Source organism: Bacillus sp. NPDC057893 (genome assembly GCF_042796455.1).
Classification (GTDB): domain Bacteria; phylum Bacillota; class Bacilli; order Bacillales; family Bacillaceae_G; genus Bacillus_A.
This window is the reverse complement of the sequence record NZ_JBHVNG010000017.1, coordinates 16,577-34,873: the sequence shown is the minus strand read 5'-3', so window position 1 is coordinate 34,873 and position 18,297 is coordinate 16,577. Positions and strand designations below refer to the sequence as shown.

Annotated in this window: 17 protein-coding genes and 1 other annotated feature; all 17 genes read right to left on the bottom strand. The window is 40.3% G+C overall.

Annotated elements, in window-relative coordinates:
- Positions 1-19: 19 nt before the first annotated feature.
- Complete coding sequence (gene rplC, locus ACFVQC_RS28340) at positions 20-652, bottom strand: 50S ribosomal protein L3 (protein ID WP_000160209.1); 633 nt, start codon at positions 650-652, stop codon at positions 20-22.
- A 34-nt stretch (positions 653-686) separates the two neighbouring features.
- Positions 687-995: a 30S ribosomal protein S10 gene (gene rpsJ / locus ACFVQC_RS28335; protein ID WP_001040595.1), complete on the bottom strand. Its 309-nt coding sequence runs from the start codon at positions 993-995 to the stop codon at positions 687-689.
- Positions 996-1,395: 400 nt separating this feature from the next.
- The gene (tuf, locus tag ACFVQC_RS28330) at positions 1,396-2,586 is read right to left on the bottom strand and encodes an elongation factor Tu (protein ID WP_002159605.1); all 1,191 of its coding nucleotides are present in this window, start codon (positions 2,584-2,586) and stop codon (positions 1,396-1,398) included.
- A 117-nt stretch (positions 2,587-2,703) separates the two neighbouring features.
- On the bottom strand, positions 2,704-4,782 hold the full coding sequence (gene fusA / locus ACFVQC_RS28325) for an elongation factor G (RefSeq protein ID WP_002159606.1): 2,079 nt from the start codon (positions 4,780-4,782) through the stop codon (positions 2,704-2,706).
- Positions 4,783-4,988: 206 nt separating this feature from the next.
- Positions 4,989-5,459: a 30S ribosomal protein S7 gene (rpsG, locus tag ACFVQC_RS28320; RefSeq protein ID WP_002063416.1), complete on the bottom strand. Its 471-nt coding sequence runs from the start codon at positions 5,457-5,459 to the stop codon at positions 4,989-4,991.
- A gap of 29 nt (positions 5,460-5,488) precedes the next feature.
- Positions 5,489-5,911: a 30S ribosomal protein S12 gene (gene rpsL / locus ACFVQC_RS28315; RefSeq protein WP_001142341.1), complete on the bottom strand. Its 423-nt coding sequence runs from the start codon at positions 5,909-5,911 to the stop codon at positions 5,489-5,491.
- 114 nt (positions 5,912-6,025) lie between these two features.
- The gene (locus tag ACFVQC_RS28310; RefSeq protein ID WP_000121833.1) at positions 6,026-6,274 is read right to left on the bottom strand and encodes a 50S ribosomal protein L7ae-like protein; all 249 of its coding nucleotides are present in this window, start codon (positions 6,272-6,274) and stop codon (positions 6,026-6,028) included.
- A 113-nt stretch (positions 6,275-6,387) separates the two neighbouring features.
- Positions 6,388-9,999, bottom strand: a complete 3,612-nt coding sequence (gene rpoC / locus ACFVQC_RS28305; protein ID WP_002091510.1) for a DNA-directed RNA polymerase subunit beta' — start codon at positions 9,997-9,999, stop codon at positions 6,388-6,390.
- A 37-nt stretch (positions 10,000-10,036) separates the two neighbouring features.
- Positions 10,037-13,567 carry a DNA-directed RNA polymerase subunit beta gene (gene rpoB / locus ACFVQC_RS28300; RefSeq protein WP_002159608.1) on the bottom strand — a complete coding sequence of 1,177 codons (3,531 nt, stop codon included), beginning with the start codon at positions 13,565-13,567 and terminating at the stop codon, positions 10,037-10,039.
- Positions 13,568-13,860: 293 nt separating this feature from the next.
- Positions 13,861-14,460, bottom strand: a complete 600-nt coding sequence (locus ACFVQC_RS28295; protein WP_016103300.1) for a class I SAM-dependent methyltransferase — start codon at positions 14,458-14,460, stop codon at positions 13,861-13,863.
- Between the two features lie 76 nt (positions 14,461-14,536).
- Positions 14,537-14,896, bottom strand: coding sequence for a 50S ribosomal protein L7/L12 (gene rplL / locus ACFVQC_RS28290; RefSeq protein ID WP_002009788.1), 360 nt, complete (start codon positions 14,894-14,896; stop codon positions 14,537-14,539).
- Between the two features lie 67 nt (positions 14,897-14,963).
- A complete protein-coding gene (gene rplJ, locus ACFVQC_RS28285) occupies positions 14,964-15,464 on the bottom strand; it encodes a 50S ribosomal protein L10 (RefSeq protein ID WP_341307904.1) in 501 nt (166 codons plus the stop codon).
- 39 nt (positions 15,465-15,503) lie between these two features.
- Positions 15,504-15,649, bottom strand: a sequence feature (ribosomal protein L10 leader region).
- A 49-nt stretch (positions 15,650-15,698) separates the two neighbouring features.
- Positions 15,699-16,391, bottom strand: a complete 693-nt coding sequence (gene rplA, locus ACFVQC_RS28280; RefSeq protein ID WP_002009792.1) for a 50S ribosomal protein L1 — start codon at positions 16,389-16,391, stop codon at positions 15,699-15,701.
- 180 nt (positions 16,392-16,571) lie between these two features.
- Complete coding sequence (gene rplK / locus ACFVQC_RS28275; RefSeq protein WP_001085872.1) at positions 16,572-16,997, bottom strand: 50S ribosomal protein L11; 426 nt, start codon at positions 16,995-16,997, stop codon at positions 16,572-16,574.
- A gap of 168 nt (positions 16,998-17,165) precedes the next feature.
- A complete protein-coding gene (gene nusG / locus ACFVQC_RS28270; RefSeq protein WP_002009795.1) occupies positions 17,166-17,699 on the bottom strand; it encodes a transcription termination/antitermination protein NusG in 534 nt (177 codons plus the stop codon).
- A gap of 131 nt (positions 17,700-17,830) precedes the next feature.
- Positions 17,831-18,010: a preprotein translocase subunit SecE gene (gene secE, locus ACFVQC_RS28265; protein ID WP_002009797.1), complete on the bottom strand. Its 180-nt coding sequence runs from the start codon at positions 18,008-18,010 to the stop codon at positions 17,831-17,833.
- Positions 18,011-18,042: 32 nt separating this feature from the next.
- A complete protein-coding gene (gene rpmG / locus ACFVQC_RS28260) occupies positions 18,043-18,189 on the bottom strand; it encodes a 50S ribosomal protein L33 (RefSeq protein WP_012260172.1) in 147 nt (48 codons plus the stop codon).
- Positions 18,190-18,297 lie beyond the last annotated feature (108 nt).

The window sequence follows — 18,297 nt, the reverse complement described above, 5'->3', positions numbered from 1 at the left end:
TCCTCCTTCCTATTGTGAATTATTTGCTAACCTTCACAGCGCCTTGAACAACTACAAGAGATTTCTTAGCACCTGGAACGTTACCTTTTACTAGTAATAAGTTGCGCTCAGTGTCAACTTGAACGATTTCTAAGTTTTGGATAGTAACTTGGTCTCCACCCATACGTCCAGCAAGTTTTTTGCCTTTGAATACACGGTTCGGAGCAACTGGCCCCATTGAACCTGGACGACGGTGATAGCGAGAACCATGAGACATAGGTCCGCGAGATTGTCCGTGGCGTTTAATAACACCTTGGAAACCTTTACCTTTAGAAATTCCTGTTACGTCAACGATTTCACCTGCAGCGAAAACTTCAACTTTTACCTCTTGACCAACCTCTAATCCGTCCACGTCTGCATCGCGGATTTCGCGAATGAAGCGCTTAGGAGTTGTAGATGCTTTAGCAGTGTGGCCTTGTTCAGGTTTGTTAGTTAACTTTTCACGTTTATCTTCAAATCCTAACTGAATTGCGTTGTAGCCATCAGTTTCAGTTGTTTTCTTTTGAAGAACAACGTTTGGATTAGCAGCGATTACCGTTACTGGGATTAACTCACCGTTCTCAGCAAATACTTGAGTCATACCGATCTTTCTTCCTAAGATTCCTTTGGTCATGAGTTACACCTCCTACATTTTTAAGTTATATAAATTATAATTTGATTTCGATATCTACACCAGATGGTAAATCTAAACGCATTAATGAATCTACTGTTTGTGGAGTAGGACTCACGATGTCGATTAGACGTTTGTGCGTGCGCATTTCGAATTGTTCACGAGAATCTTTGTACTTATGAACAGCACGAAGAATTGTGTAAATAGTCTTCTCAGTTGGTAATGGGATCGGACCAGAAACTGTTGCCCCAGAACGCTTAGCTGTTTCTACAATTTTCTCAGCTGATTGATCAAGAATACGGTGATCATAAGCTTTTAAACGGATACGAATTTTTTCTTTTGCCATTATTTTCCCTCCTTCGTTCGCCTATTTCTAAAATAGACCTTCTCCATGGAAATTTCCCCACACCATGCCATGGCAAAGCGGCCGGGTGTGTCAGCAACCTTCCACTTCATCGCAGTCAAAGACCAACATTGTCTATTATACAATGTTATTCGTCTAGATGCAAGCATCTTTTTGTTTGCATCTGCTTTTCTCTACTTTTGCTATTATACATGGCACTTTAAAGAATATCAAGTTTTCATCTACTCTTATTTAACTTACAGTTTTTGGGTGTCACCTTCGTTTTATATACTATAGAAGAAACTCATTCAAAAATAGAAAATGCATCTCTTTCTTCTATAGTAATAAGCAATAAAAAAACTCAAGGGAGAATCCCTTGAGTTTTTAATAATCTAATTAAAGACTACTCAGCAACGATTGTAGCAACTACACCGTAACCTACTGTACGTCCACCTTCACGAATAGAGAATTTAGTTCCCTCTTCGATAGCGATTGGAGCGATAAGTTCGATAGTCATTTCGATGTTGTCACCAGGCATTACCATTTCAGTACCTTCTGGTAATTGGATGATACCAGTTACGTCAGTTGTACGGAAGTAGAACTGTGGACGGTAGTTAGCGAAGAATGGAGTATGACGTCCACCTTCTTCTTTAGATAATACGAAAACTTCAGCTTTGAATTTAGCGTGTGCTTTTACAGAGCCAGTTTTAGCAAGAACTTGTCCACGTTGGATGTCTTCACGAGCAACCCCACGAAGTAGAGCACCGATGTTGTCTCCAGCTTGAGCTTGGTCAAGAAGCTTACGGAACATTTCTACACCAGTTACAGTTGTATTAGCATTCTCTTCAGCAAGACCGATGATTTCTACTACGTCACCAACTTTAACGATTCCACGCTCAACACGACCAGTTGCAACTGTACCACGACCTGTGATAGAGAATACATCCTCGATAGGCATTAAGAATGGTTTGTCAGTTTCACGTTCTGGAGTTGGGATGTAAGCATCAACTTCAGCCATTAATTCGATGATTTTTTCTTCCCACTCAGCTTCTCCTTGAAGAGCTTTAAGAGCAGAACCTTTAATTACAGGAATATCGTCGCCTGGGAATCCGTATTCAGATAATAGGTCGCGAACTTCCATTTCAACTAATTCTAATAATTCTTCGTCGTCTACCATGTCGCATTTGTTTAAGAATACAACGATGTAAGGAACACCTACTTGACGAGAAAGAAGGATGTGCTCACGTGTTTGAGGCATTGGGCCATCAGCAGCAGATACTACTAAGATACCGCCGTCCATTTGAGCAGCACCAGTGATCATGTTTTTAACATAGTCAGCATGACCTGGGCAGTCAACGTGTGCATAGTGACGAGTTTCAGTTTCGTACTCAACGTGTGCAGTTGAGATTGTGATTCCGCGCTCTCTTTCTTCTGGAGCAGCGTCGATTTGATCGTATCCGCGTGCTTCAGCACCACCAGCTTTTGCAAGAACTGTAGTGATCGCAGCAGTTAATGTAGTTTTACCATGGTCAACGTGGCCGATTGTACCGATGTTAACATGGGGTTTAGAACGTTCGAATTTAGCTTTAGCCATTCTAAATTCCTCCTTAGTTTATATAGGTTATTTTATATTTAGACTAGAAAGCGAGACATAAGCCTCACTTTCTAAGCTTACATAAGTAGTTATACTTGAACAATCGATAAAAATCAATTATTCACCTTTATTTTTTTTAATAATTTCTTCAGAAACAGACTTCGGTACTTCTTCATAATGATCAAATGTCATTGAGAATGTTCCGCGTCCTTGAGTGTTAGAACGTAATGCCGTTGCATAACCGAACATTTCAGAAAGTGGAACCATAGCGCGAACAACTTGTGCGTTACCGCGAGCTTCCATACCTTCTACACGTCCACGACGAGATGTTACGTCACCCATAATGTCACCCATGTACTCTTCAGGAATTACAACTTCAACTTTCATCATTGGCTCAAGAATTACTGGGCTACATTTAGAAACCGCAGCTTTAAGCGCCATAGATGCAGCGATTTTGAACGCCATCTCAGAGGAGTCAACATCATGGTAAGATCCGTCAACTAACGCAGCTTTAATGTCAACTAGTGGATAACCAGCTAGTACACCATTTTTAAGTGAGTCTTCAAGACCCGCTCCAACAGCTGGGATGTATTCACGTGGAACTACACCACCGACAACCTTGTTTTGGAATTCGAATCCTTTACCTTCTTCATTAGGTTCAAACTCAATCCAAACGTGACCGAATTGTCCACGACCACCAGATTGACGAGCGAACTTACCTTCAACTTTCGCAGCAGCGCGGAAGGTCTCACGGTATGCTACCTGAGGAGCACCAACGTTTGCTTCCACTTTGAATTCACGGCGCATACGGTCAACGATGATATCAAGGTGAAGTTCACCCATACCAGCGATGATTGTTTGGCCAGTTTCTTGGTCAGTGTGAGCACGGAATGTTGGATCTTCTTCAGAAAGCTTAGATAATGCTGTACCCATTTTATCTTGGTCAGCTTTAGATTTTGGTTCGATAGCTACAGAGATAACTGGCTCTGGGAATTCCATAGACTCAAGGATAACAAGGCTCTTCTCGTCACAAAGAGTATCACCAGTAGTAGTATCTTTTAAACCTACAGCAGCAGCGATATCACCAGCGTAAACTGTTGAAATCTCTTCACGGCTGTTAGCGTGCATTTGTAGGATACGACCTACACGCTCACGCTTACCTTTAGTTGAGTTTTTCACGTATGATCCAGAGTTTAACACACCAGAATACACACGGAAGAACGTTAACTTACCAACATAAGGGTCAGTCATGATTTTGAATGCTAGAGCTGCGAATGGTTCTTCATCGCTAGACTTACGCTCTATAGCTTCTTCTGTATCCGGAAGAGTACCTTTAATAGCAGGTACATCTAATGGAGACGGTAAGTAGTCAATAACTGCGTCTAACAGAATTTGAACACCTTTATTTTTGAATGCAGAACCACAGATTACTGGGAAGAATTCAACAGAAGTTGTAGCCTTACGGATACCAGCTTTAAGCTCTTCTACAGTGATTTCTTCACCTTCTAGGTACTTCATCATCATTTCTTCATCAAGCTCAGCTACCGCTTCAATAAGTTTTCCACGGTATTCTTCAGCTAATTCTTTGTGCTCTTCAGGAATTTCGACACGCTCGATGTCTGTTCCTAAATCGTTAGCGTACATGTAAGCACACTCTTCAACAAGGTCAATGATACCATTGAACTCATCTTCAGCACCGATTGGTAACTGAATTGGATGTGCGTTTGCTTGTAAACGATCGTGGATTGTTCCTACAGAGTATAAGAAATCTGCACCAATCTTATCCATTTTGTTAACGAATACGATACGAGGTACACCATAAGTAGTAGCCTGACGCCAAACAGTTTCTGTTTGTGGTTCTACACCAGATTGTGCATCAAGTACTGCTACTGCGCCATCAAGTACGCGTAAAGAACGTTCTACTTCTACTGTGAAATCTACGTGTCCTGGAGTGTCAATGATATTTACACGGTGACCTTTCCATTGTGCTGTAGTTGCAGCAGAAGTAATTGTGATACCACGTTCTTGCTCTTGCTCCATCCAGTCCATCTGAGATGCACCTTCATGAGTTTCACCGATTTTATGAATACGTCCTGTGTAATACAGAATACGCTCAGTTGCTGTTGTTTTACCAGCATCGATGTGAGCCATGATACCAATATTACGAGTGTTTTCTAAAGAGAACTCTCTAGTCATTTGGTGTCTTGCTCCTTCCATATATGGATTGGATTATTTTATTTTAAGTAGCAAAAAAGCCACTTTATATTGTTACATATGCCAGTGTCCAGTACCCTCATTATGTAAAACGAGCGCCCAACGAAAGGGAGAGGCATTCTCCCTCTCCACACTTCCATAAGCGACAAATAAAGCGGTTTATGCTTACATTTATTTTACGTTGAATCCTACCAACGGTAATGAGCAAATGCTTTGTTAGCTTCTGCCATTTTATGAGTGTCTTCACGTTTCTTAACAGCTGCACCAGCGTTGTTAGATGCATCTAAGATTTCGTAAGCTAGACGCTCTTCCATAGTTTTTTCACCACGAAGACGAGCATAGTTTACTAACCAGCGAAGACCTAAAGTTGTACGGCGTTCTGGACGAACCTCAACCGGAACTTGGTAGTTAGCACCACCAACACGACGAGCGCGTACTTCAAGAACAGGCATGATGTTCTTAAGAGCTTGCTCGAAGACTTCCATTGGTTCTTTATCTGAACGTTCACGAACGATCTCGAAAGCATTATAAAGAATTGTTTGAGATTTACCTTTTTTACCGTCAACCATCATTTTGTTGATTAGGCGTGTTACAAGCTTAGAATTGTACATTGGATCTGGTAACACGTCACGTTTCGCAACAGGTCCTTTACGAGGCATATTGAGTTCCTCCTTTCATTATAAGTTTATTATTTTTTAGCAGGTTTTGGTCGCTTAGTACCATATTTAGAACGTCCTTGCATACGTTTGTCAACACCAGCTGTATCAAGCGCACCACGAACGATGTGGTAACGTACCCCTGGTAAATCCTTTACTCGACCACCGCGAATTAATACTACGCTATGCTCTTGTAGGTTATGACCGATACCTGGGATGTAAGCTGTAACTTCAATACCATTTGTTAAACGTACACGAGCGTATTTACGTAACGCTGAGTTCGGTTTCTTCGGAGTCATTGTACCAACACGAGTACACACACCACGTTTTTGAGGTGCAGAGATATCAGTTGATTTTTTCTTTAAAGAATTAAAACCTTTGTTTAACGCAGGTGATTTAGACTTCCATACTTTATCAGTACGACCATTTCTCACTAATTGGTTAATAGTAGGCATTTGATTATCCTCCCTTCGCATGTTTGTATGACCACATATCCAGGTGGTTCATTATTAGTTGAAAACAAAGTTTTTGCAAGGAAGAGCAAATGCTCTCTCCTCACAAAAACAGTTTTAACTTATTATTCCTATTGCTGAAGCTCCCACTTGAATCCCCGAAACTTTTCCAAGCTTACGAACTGATTCAACTTTGGTTATGGGTATGTTATGTTGCAAGGCAGTACGAATGATAACATGGGTTAACCGCACATCAGCATCTTCCGCAATAACAACTTCTTTAACTATACCATTTTTGATTGCTTCCAATGTTCGTTTATGACCAACGACTACATTTTCAGCATTTGACACTTTTTGATAAGACATATAAATATCCTCCAAAGTATCGTTCAGGAGCAACCTTGATTATAGTAACATTTTGTCTCATACAATGTCAACTAGGATTAGCTGTTTTTATACAAAATTTACGACGGAAAATTTTACTGTTCCACATAAACTTCATCGTTTTCTACATTCATGTTATCTTGTGTTGTTTTTACAAGATCCACTTGGCGATAACGATTCATACCTGTTCCAGCAGGAACAAGCTTACCGATAATAACATTCTCTTTCAATCCTAGAAGCTCATCGCGTTTACCCTTAATTGCTGCATCTGTTAGAACACGAGTTGTTTCTTGGAACGATGCTGCAGATAAGAACGAATCAGTTTCAAGTGAAGCTTTAGTAATACCAAGTAGAACCGGTCTAGCTGTTGCTGGTTGTTTACCTTTCAGTAACACCTTCGCATTCGCATCAGTAAACTGATGGATGTCTAGTAATGTTCCTGGTAATACATCTGTTTCACCCGCATCACTTACACGAACTTTACGTAGCATTTGACGTACCATTACTTCTACGTGTTTGTCACCAATTTCTACCCCTTGCATACGGTATACTTTTTGAACTTCACGTAATAAGTATTCTTGAACTGCTGTAATGTCCGTTACTTTTAGTAATTCCTTCGGATCGATAGAACCTTCTGTTAACTCTTTACCGTGGCTAATTGGCTGTCCTAGAGTTACTTTCAGACGAGCACCGTAAGGAATAGCATACGTACGAGCTTCAACTTCACCCTGTACAACTACTTCTTGGCGATCTTTAACATCGTTGATCGCTGCGATAACACCGTCGATTTCACTGATAACTGCCTGACCTTTCGGATTACGAGCTTCGAAGATCTCTTGGATACGAGGTAAACCTTGTGTGATATCATCTCCGGCAACCCCACCTGTATGGAACGTACGCATCGTTAACTGTGTACCTGGCTCACCGATAGATTGAGCTGCGATAATACCTACCGCCTCTCCTACTTCTACGTCTGTACCAGTTGCTAAGTTACGACCGTAACACTTCTTACATACACCATGGCGAGTATTACACGTAAACGCTGAACGAATATTTACAGTTTCAACACCCGACTTTTCAACGATATGAGCAATATCTTCAGTAATTAATTGATTTTCAGCAATTAATACTTCACCTGTTTCAGGATGTTTTACAGTTTTTCTCGCAAAACGTCCAACAAGACGATCATATAGTGACTCAATAACTTCATTACCCTCTTTAATCGCACCAATTAGTAAACCACGATCTGTTCCACAATCATCTTGACGAACAATTACATCTTGTGCAACGTCTACAAGACGACGTGTTAAGTAACCAGAATCGGCAGTTTTAAGTGCTGTATCGGCAAGACCTTTACGCGCACCATGCGTAGAGATGAAGTACTCAAGCACTGTTAAACCTTCACGGAAACTTGATTTGATCGGAAGCTCAATGATACGACCAGATGGATTGGCCATCAGACCACGCATACCAGCAAGCTGAGTAAAGTTCGATGCGTTACCACGGGCACCGGAATCACTCATCATGAAGATTGGGTTGCGTTTATTCAAGGATTTCATCAGTTTTCCTTGGATAACATCTTTTGCATTACTCCAAATAGAGATAACGCGATCGTAACGTTCTTCTTCCGTGATTAAACCGCGACGGAATTGTTTAATTACATTATCTACTTTTGCTTGTGCTTCATGGAGAATTTCATTTTTTTCGCCTAATACAAGAATGTCTGATACCCCAACTGTAATACCAGCTTTTGTAGAGTATTTAAATCCTAAGTTTTTCATACGGTCAAGCATGCGAGATGTTTCCGTAATTTGGAAACGTTTGAATACTTCCGCAATAATGTTACCAAGGATTTTCTTGCTAAATGGCGCCACTTCTTCGCGACTAGCAATAATTTCTTTAATGTTCGCACCTTTTTCAACGAAATATTCCGCTGGTGTTTCTTTTTCAAGGTTTGAGTTTGTTGGTTCATTAATATAAGGGAACGACTCTGGTAAGATTTCGTTAAATATTAATTTACCAACTGTTGTTAATAGAAGCTTACTCTTTTGCTCTTCAGTAAACGTTACATTATTTACCGAACTCGCAGCAACTGCAACACGTGTGTGCAGATGTACATATCCATTTTGGTATGCAAGTATTGCTTCGTTTGCATCTTTGAAGACCATACCTTCACCGATTGCACCCTCGCGCTCAAGTGTTAAGTAATAGTTACCTAATACCATATCTTGAGATGGAGTAACAACTGGTTTTCCGTCTTTTGGATTCAAGATGTTTTGTGCCGCTAACATAAGAATACGAGCTTCTGCTTGTGCCTCTGATGATAACGGAACGTGAACCGCCATTTGGTCACCGTCAAAGTCCGCGTTGTATGCAGTACATACAAGTGGGTGAAGACGGATTGCACGACCTTCTACTAGTGTAGGTTCAAACGCCTGGATACCAAGACGGTGAAGTGTTGGTGCGCGGTTTAGAAGTACTGGATGCTCTTTGATCACAGATTCTAAAACGTCCCAAACTTCAGGGTGTACACGCTCGATTTTACGTTTAGCACTCTTAATGTTGTGCGCTAATCCTTTTCCAACTAACTCTTTCATAACGAAAGGTTTAAACAATTCAAGTGCCATTTCTTTTGGCAATCCACATTGGTACATCTTTAAGTTCGGTCCTACAACGATTACAGAACGGCCAGAGTAGTCAACACGTTTACCTAATAAGTTTTGACGGAAACGTCCTTGTTTACCTTTAAGCATGTGAGATAGTGATTTTAATGGACGGTTACCTGGTCCAGTAACTGGACGGCCACGGCGACCATTATCGATTAATGCGTCTACAGCTTCTTGTAACATACGTTTTTCGTTTTGAACGATGATGCTTGGTGCACCTAAGTCCAATAGACGTTTTAAACGGTTGTTACGGTTAATTACACGACGATATAAGTCGTTTAAGTCAGAAGTAGCAAAACGTCCACCATCTAACTGTACCATCGGGCGTAGTTCTGGTGGGATAACTGGAAGAACCTCTAAGATCATCCAAGATGGGTGATTTCCAGAGTTACGGAATGCTTCTAATACTTCTAGACGTTTAATAGCACGAGTACGGCGTTGTCCTTGCGCTGTTTTTAATTCTTCTTTTAAGAAGTCTACTTCTTTATCTAAATCGATGTCTTGCAGTAATTTTTTAATCGCTTCTGCACCCATAGCAGCATGGAATGTACTGCCATATCGATCACGATATGCACGGTATTCTTTTTCAGAAAGTAATTGCTTCTTATCAAGTGGTGTATCTCCACTTTCTGTTACAACATAAGAAGCGAAATAAATTACTTCTTCAAGCGCGCGAGGGGACATGTCTAAGACAAGTCCCATGCGGCTCGGGATACCTTTGAAATACCAAATATGAGATACAGGAGCAGCTAATTCGATATGACCCATACGTTCACGACGAACTTTTGCACGCGTTACTTCAACGCCACATCGATCACAAACTACACCTTTATAACGTACACGTTTATATTTTCCGCAATGACATTCCCAGTCCTTTTGTGGTCCGAAAATACGCTCACAGAACAAGCCATCTTTTTCAGGCTTTAACGTACGATAGTTAATTGTTTCTGGTTTCTTAACTTCACCGTATGACCAAGAACGAATCTTGTCAGGTGAAGCAAGTCCAATCTTCATATATTCAAAGTTATTTACATCTATCAAGGGGCCTACCTCCCTTTTAGTCTACAGGTTATCCCAATTATTCCTTAGTTGTCTCAACTTCAACATTCAATTTATCTGCTGATTGATGATCATCATCTTCCGTATCACGCATTTCAATTTCTGTATCGTTGATCGACATCATTTTAACGTCCATACCTAAACTTTGCAGTTCTTTAATCAATACTTTGAATGATTCAGGAACGCCTGGTTCTGGAACATTTTCACCTTTAACAATTGCTTCATACGTCTTAACACGTCCAATAACATCATCAGACTTCACTGTTAAGATTTCTTGAAGAGTATAAGCGGCACCATAAGCTTCAAGTGCCCAAACCTCCATCTCACCGAAACGCTGTCCACCGAACTGAGCTTTACCTCCAAGAGGTTGCTGCGTTACAAGTGAGTATGGTCCAGTAGAACGAGCATGAAGCTTATCGTCAACCATGTGCGCAAGTTTGATCATATACATGACACCAACAGATACACGGTTATCGAATGGCTCACCAGTACGTCCGTCATACAGGATTGTTTTCGCGTCATTTGCCATACCAGCTTCTTCAATTGTGCCCCATACATCTTCCTCACGAGCACCATCGAATACCGGTGTTGCAATGTGAATACCAAGGTATCTTGCTGCCATACCAAGATGAAGCTCTAATACCTGACCGATATTCATACGAGATGGTACCCCTAATGGGTTTAACATGATATCGATTGGCGTACCATCTGGTAAGTAAGGCATATCTTCTTCCGGTAAAATACGGGAAATAACACCTTTGTTACCATGACGACCGGCCATTTTGTCACCTTCAGAAATTTTACGCTTTTGAACGATATATGCACGTACAAGTTGATTCACGCCTGGTGGCAATTCATCGCCATCTTCACGGTTAAACACTTTTACGTCTAAGATAATACCGCCACCACCGTGTGGTACACGTAGTGATGTATCACGTACTTCACGTGCTTTCTCACCGAAGATTGCATGTAATAGACGTTCTTCTGCCGTTAATTCTGTTACACCTTTTGGCGTTACTTTACCAACAAGTAGATCTCCATCTTTTACTTCAGCACCGACGCGAATAATACCGCGCTCGTCAAGATTACGAAGTGCATCTTCTCCAACATTCGGGATATCACGTGTAATTTCTTCTGGTCCAAGCTTCGTATCACGAGCTTCTGATTCATATTCTTCAATATGGATAGAAGTGTACACATCATCTTTTACAAGGCGCTCACTCATGATGATCGCATCCTCATAGTTATAACCGTCCCATGTCATAAAGCCAACAAGCACGTTACGTCCAAGCGCTAGTTCACCTAGTTCCATAGAAGGACCATCCGCAAGGATTTCACCTTTTACAACTTGGTCTCCAACACTTACGATTGGACGTTGGTTGTAGCAAGTTCCTTGGTTAGAACGAATGAATTTTTGCATTTTGTAGCGATCTAAGTCGCCTTTTACTGTTTGACCGTCAACGTCTACATAGCGACGTACCCAAACTTCACGTGCTTCTACGCGCTCAACAACACCAGGCTGTTTACAGATTACTGCAGCACCTGAGTCTTTTGCTGATACGTACTCCATACCTGTACCTACAATCGGAGATTCCGGATTTATTAACGGAACCGCCTGACGTTGCATGTTCGCTCCCATAAGTGCGCGGTTAGAGTCATCGTTTTCTAAGAACGGAATACAAGCTGTCGCTGCCGACACTACTTGTTTTGGAGATACATCCATGTAGTCGATGCGTTCTTTATTTGTGACAATGTTTTCACCACGGAAACGAGCTACGATATCTTCATCAAGGAATTCCCCTACTTCAGATAATTTCATATTCGCTTGGGCTACAACATAGTTATCTTCTTCATCTGCTGTTAAATAATCAACCTGCCCTGTTACAAGACCAGTTTCTGGGTCAACACGACGGTATGGCGTTTCAATGAAACCAAACTCATTTACTTTCGCAAACGAAGATAATGAGTTAATCAAACCGATGTTTGGTCCCTCTGGTGTTTCGATTGGACACATACGACCATAGTGAGAGTAGTGAACGTCACGCACTTCAAAGCCTGCGCGCTCACGCGTTAAACCACCGGGCCCTAATGCAGATAGTCTTCGTTTGTGAGTTAACTCTGCTAATGGGTTTGTTTGATCCATGAACTGAGATAACTGAGAACTTCCGAAGAACTCTTTAATAGATGCAATAACCGGGCGAATGTTAATTAACGCTTGTGGTGTAATTGCATTTGTATCTTGAATCGACATTCTCTCACGAACAACACGTTCCATACGAGAAAGACCGATACGGAATTGGTTTTGTAGTAACTCTCCTACAGAACGCAGACGACGATTTCCTAAGTGGTCAATATCATCTGTATCCCCTACTTTATATAGCAAGTTAAAGAAGTAGCTAATAGAAGCAAGAATATCACCTGGTGTGATGTTTTTTATATCACGAGTAATATTTGCATTCCCAATTACGTTTATAGATCGTTCGCCTTCTGATTCTGGAGCATAGATCTTAATAGATTGCAGCTCAACATCGCCTGCTACCACTCCGCCCATCGGTTTCGCTGTTTTGAATCCTATGTTTTTCTCTAAGTAAGGTAGAATACGATCCAGTGTACGACGATCTAAGACTGTTCCTTCTGCCGCTAAAATTTCACCAGTTTCTGGATCCACCAGTGTTTCAGCTAAACGTTGGTTAAACAATCTGTTTTTAATGTGTAGCTTTTTGTTGATCTTATAGCGACCTACATTTGCTAAATCGTAGCGCTTCGGATCAAAGAAACGAGACACAAGTAAGCTCTTTGCATTTTCTACTGTTGGTGGTTCACCAGGGCGTAGACGCTCATAAATTTCAAGCAATGCTTTCTCTGTGCTATCTGTGTTGTCTTTTTCTAACGTATTGCTTAAGTATTCGTTATCACCTAAAAGCTCGGTGATTTCTTGATCAGAGCCAAACCCTAATGCGCGTAACAAAACAGTTACAGGAAGTTTACGCGTACGGTCAATACGCACATATACAACATCCTTAGCATCTGTTTCATACTCTAACCAAGCTCCGCGGTTTGGAATTACAGTAGCAGTAAAACCGCGTTTTCCGTTTTTATCCACTTTGCCACTATAGTATACGCTTGGAGAGCGAACTAGCTGGGAAACGATAACACGTTCTGCACCGTTAATTACGAATGTTCCAGTCTCTGTCATGAGTGGGAAATCTCCCATGAACACATCTTGTTCTTTTACTTCACCAGTTTCCTTGTTGATTAGACGCACTTTTACACGAAGTGGTGCTGCATACGTCACATCACGCTCTTTGCATTCTTCTACAGAGTATTTAGGTTCACCTAAGCTGTAGTCGATAAATTCAAGCGATAGATTTCCCGTAAAGTCTTCGATCGGAGAAATGTCTTGGAACATTTCTCGCAAACCCTCATCAAGAAACCACTGATAAGAAGAGGTTTGAATTTCGATAAGATTTGGTAACTCTAATACTTCACTAATACGGGCATAACTTCTTCGTTGGCGGTGGCGTCCGTATTGAACTAGTTGACCTGTCAACTGCTTCACCCCTCAAATCATGAGTATTATAAATGCACAAAAAAATTTGTGCAAAAATCACAAATAAATACAACTACTGCTATTAGCGTAGTTTTTTTTCTCTTAAAGATAGATACGTTGAGTCTTTCTACCTGCTCAAAAAAGAAAAATGGCTTCTATAAGAAAACCATCATTCTGTTTCATAATCTGCTGATTTTACTATCTTTTCCAAGAGAAACAAAAATATACATCTTTCTCAACGCAGAAAATCATATATTGGCATTGTATAATGTTAACATAGCCAAAAATAACCGTCAACGCTTTTTTGATTTTATGATATAATATCCTTTTTTCTTTTCTACAACTTCAACTTCAGAAAATGCTTCTTCTAGTTTTTTCAGCGCAGATGGCGCACCTTGTTTCTTTTGAATAACAATCCACAATTCTCCACCTGAAACTAAATACTCCACAGCCTTTTCTAAAATCTCATGCACGATATCTTTACCAGCACGAATTGGAGGATTAGATAGAATAGCAGCATACTTGCCATCTACATTTTCATAGACACTACTTTGCAAAATACGTATATTTTCAATTCTGTTATTAGCGGCATTTTCTTTTGCAAGTCCCAAGGCCCTTTCATTCACATCCACCATGTGAATTTCACGATCTTGAAACTCTTTCGCTAACGACAAACCGATTGGACCGTACCCACATCCTACGTCTAACACATTACCTTTAACATCTGGCATTTGAAACGCTTCAATTAAAAGACGAGAACCAAAGTCCACTTCGTTTTTCGAGAACACCCCATGGTCAGATAAAAAAGTAAATCGAGATTCACGAAGTGTAAATTCCCATCGTTTACGATCACTTTTACTAGAAGGGTCGTTAGAAAAATAATGGTCTGCCATATGGCCACCTCTTTTCTTTACAGTTAAAAAAAAAGCTCGCATGAGAGCGAGCTTTTTTTAAAGCACCAAAAGTTAATTACTTAACTTCTACAGCAGCGCCAACTTCTTCAAGTTTAGCTTTCATTTCTTCAGCTTCCTCTTTAGTAACGCCTTCTTTGATTGCTTTTGGAGTGTTGTCAACTAATTCTTTAGCTTCTTTTAAGCCAAGACCAGTGATTTCACGTACAGCTTTGATAACTTTGATTTTTTGAGCGCCAGCACTTGCAAGTACTACGTCAAATTCAGTTTGCTCAGCAGCAGCTTCACCAGCGCCACCAGCTACAGCTACAGGAGCAGCAGCAGTTACGCCGAATTCTTCCTCGATAGCTTTTACTAAGTCGTTAAGTTCTAATACAGTCATAGATTTAACTGCTTCAATGATTTGTTCTTTAGTCATTGTAAATATCCTCCCTTAAATAGGTTTGTATTGTTTTATAGATAACAAGTAATTATCTTTTAAAAAATTAAGCGCCTTGCTCTTCCTTTTGATCTGCAACTGCTTTAGTAGCAAGTGCAAGATTACGGATTGGAGCTTGAAGAACGCTAAGAAGCATAGAAAGTAAGCCTTCACGTGATGGAAGAGTAGCGATAGCTTCAACCTCATCAAGTGTTACAAGTTTACCTTCGATTACGCCCGCTTTAATTTCTAAAGCTTCATGATTTTTAGCGAAGTCGTTTAATACTTTCGCAGGAGCAACTACATCCTCGTTACTGAACGCGATTGCGTTTGGTCCTGTTAAGAATTCGTTTAACTCAGCCATTTCAGCAGACTCTGCAGCACGACGAGTTAAAGAGTTTTTGTAAACTTTGAACTCAACGCCAGCTTCACGTAAATTTTTACGTAATTCTGTTACTTCAGAAACTGTTAAACCACGGTAGTCAACAACAATTGTAGATTTACTCGCGCGAAGTTTTTCAGCGATTTCAGTTACAACTTGTTGTTTAGTTTCGATTACTTTGCTCATGTTATTACACCTCCTGTAGATTATATAGAAGATGTACCGAAAGTGCACTAAAAACCTCCATGCCCAACTTGTAGACATGGAGGCATATAGTCACAGAAAAAAGATTCCGCTTCGTATATTAACACCTAGGTAGGGAATTAAGTCGAATCGACTCCTACTGTCTACGGTACACTATTAAAATTCACAACATAAATGATTATATTAAAACTTCTTTATGAAGTCAACTTCCAATTTTTACGCAAGTGTAGAAACGTCTACGCGTACGCCAGGTCCCATTGTAGAAGCAACAGTTGCGTTCTTCATGTAAGTACCTTTTGCAGCAGCTGGCTTAGCTTTTTGTAGCGTGTCAGCAATTGTTTTGAAGTTTTCTACTAATTTAGCATCTTCGAAAGATACTTTACCGATTGGAACGTGGATGTTACCAGCTTTATCAACGCGGTATTCAACTTTACCAGCTTTGATTTCGTTAACAGCTTTAGTTACATCGAAAGTAACTGTTCCAGTTTTAGGGTTTGGCATTAAACCTTTAGGTCCTAATACACGACCAAGTTTACCAACTTCACCCATCATGTCAGGAGTTGCTACTACTACATCGAAATCGAACCAACCTTTTTGGATTTTACCGATGTAATCAGCATCGCCTACGAATTCAGCGCCAGCAGCTTCAGCTTCTTTTGCTTTTTCGCCTTTAGCGAATACTAATACACGTTGTACTTTACCAGTACCGTGTGGAAGAACAACTGCACCACGAATTTGTTGGTCAGCTTTCTTAGGGTCAACACCTAAACGGAATGCAGCTTCTACAGTTGCATCAAATTTAGCTGTGTTTGTTTTCTTTACTAATTCTACTGCTTCTGTTGCAGAGTAAGCAGATGCACGATCAACAAGCTTCGCAGCTTCAACGTACTTTTTACCTCTTTTAGCCATGTTTGTTTCCTCCTTGAATGTGGTTTTAGCGGAATAACCTCCCACGTTTACGCCTTCATTCCGGGAACCCCCGAGGATGTGCGCCCATCCATTTATTTAAAAATGATAATCATTTACGATAATAAAGGTTGCGAATTGGAATTCCAGACCCGCAACCTTTTTTACAAAAAACAAATCGAATTAGTCTTCGATAACGATGCCCATACTGCGCGCAGTACCTTCAACCATACGCATTGCAGCTTCTACACTAGCAGCGTTTAGGTCAGGCATTTTAGTTTCAGCGATTTCGCGTACTTTATCACGCTTAACAGTTGCCACTTTATTACGGTTTGGTTCACCAGAACCAGACTCAATACCAGCTACTTTCTTAAGAAGAACAGCAGCAGGAGGAGTTTTAGTAATGAAAGTGAATGAACGGTCCTCAAATACCGTAATTTCAACAGGGATGATAAGACCAGCTTGATCAGCTGTACGAGCGTTAAACTCTTTACAGAAGCCCATGATGTTAACACCTGCTTGTCCTAATGCTGGACCAACCGGCGGAGCTGGATTAGCTTTACCTGCAGGAATCTGAAGTTTTACCATTTTAATTACCTTTTTAGCCACGAGACACACCTCCTTAAGTCCGTGATGTGGTCAATTGGGCAGTGATTTGCCCTCCCACTTCATATTTTATCATAATGATAAAATCTTTTTCAAAAAACGTCTCCGTTACCGAAGACGTACTGACTTAAAAGATATTATCACTTTTTACAATTCATTTCAAGTTTCATTTTATAATTTTTCAATTTGATGGAAATCAAGTTCAACCGGAGTCTCGCGACCGAACATGTCTACAAGCACGCTAACTTTTTTCTTTTCCACATCAATTTCTTCAATCGCGCCTGTATAATCCGCGAATGGCCCCTCATTTACACGCACTGTTTCATGAAGTTCAAATTCGAAATCAACCACTTCATTGTCCATTCCCATATGCTTCATGATGGTAACAACTTCCTCTTCTAATAGAGGTGATGGTTTAGATCCTGAACCAGAAGAACCGACAAAACCTGTTACACCTGGCGTATTACGAACAACATACCAAGAATCGTCAGTCATGATTAGTTCTACTAATACGTAACCTGGGAACACTTTTCTTTTTGTTATTTTTTCTTTACCATTTTTCATTTCTACTTCTACTTCTTCCGGGACAACAACACGGAAAATTTTATCTTGCATACCCATTGATTCTACACGTTTCTCTAGGTTTGCTTTTACTTTATTTTCATATCCAGAATAAGTATGGACAACATACCAACTTTTTTCCATTCATTTAGGACGAGCGTCCTTCCCTCCCTGACGTACATTTTTTTGCGCAAATGAAAAAACCCGTTCACCGGGCTTTTACACAGTTCTTATAAATAACATTATATCATGGATAAGTGCTTCTTATTCAAGAATTAACCAAGAATTAACCGAATTAAAGAAGAAATGCCCATATCAACCACTGCGAAGAAAATCGCAAAGAACACAACTGTCGCGATAACAGTCGTTGTTGAGCGGAGTAATTCATCTTTTTTAGGCCAACTTACTTTTTTCATTTCGCGACCTACATCGCCGAAAAAGTTCGTTAAACGCATCTGCGGGACCTCCAGTGTATTATTTCAATTATTTATTTTGTTTCTTTGTGAACTGTATGCTTATTGCATGTTTTACAAAACTTCTTTATCTCAAGTCGCTCTACTGAGCTCGTATCTTTCATCGTAGAGTAGTTTCGATTTTTACACTCTTCACATGAGAGTACAACTTTTTTCCTCATTAGTTACACCAACCTTGTAACATTGTCCCTAAAAATGTATCATACAACAAAAGACAATGTCAATGTCATGACTTTCACTCTCTTAACAAAAAGAAAACAGGTGAATTA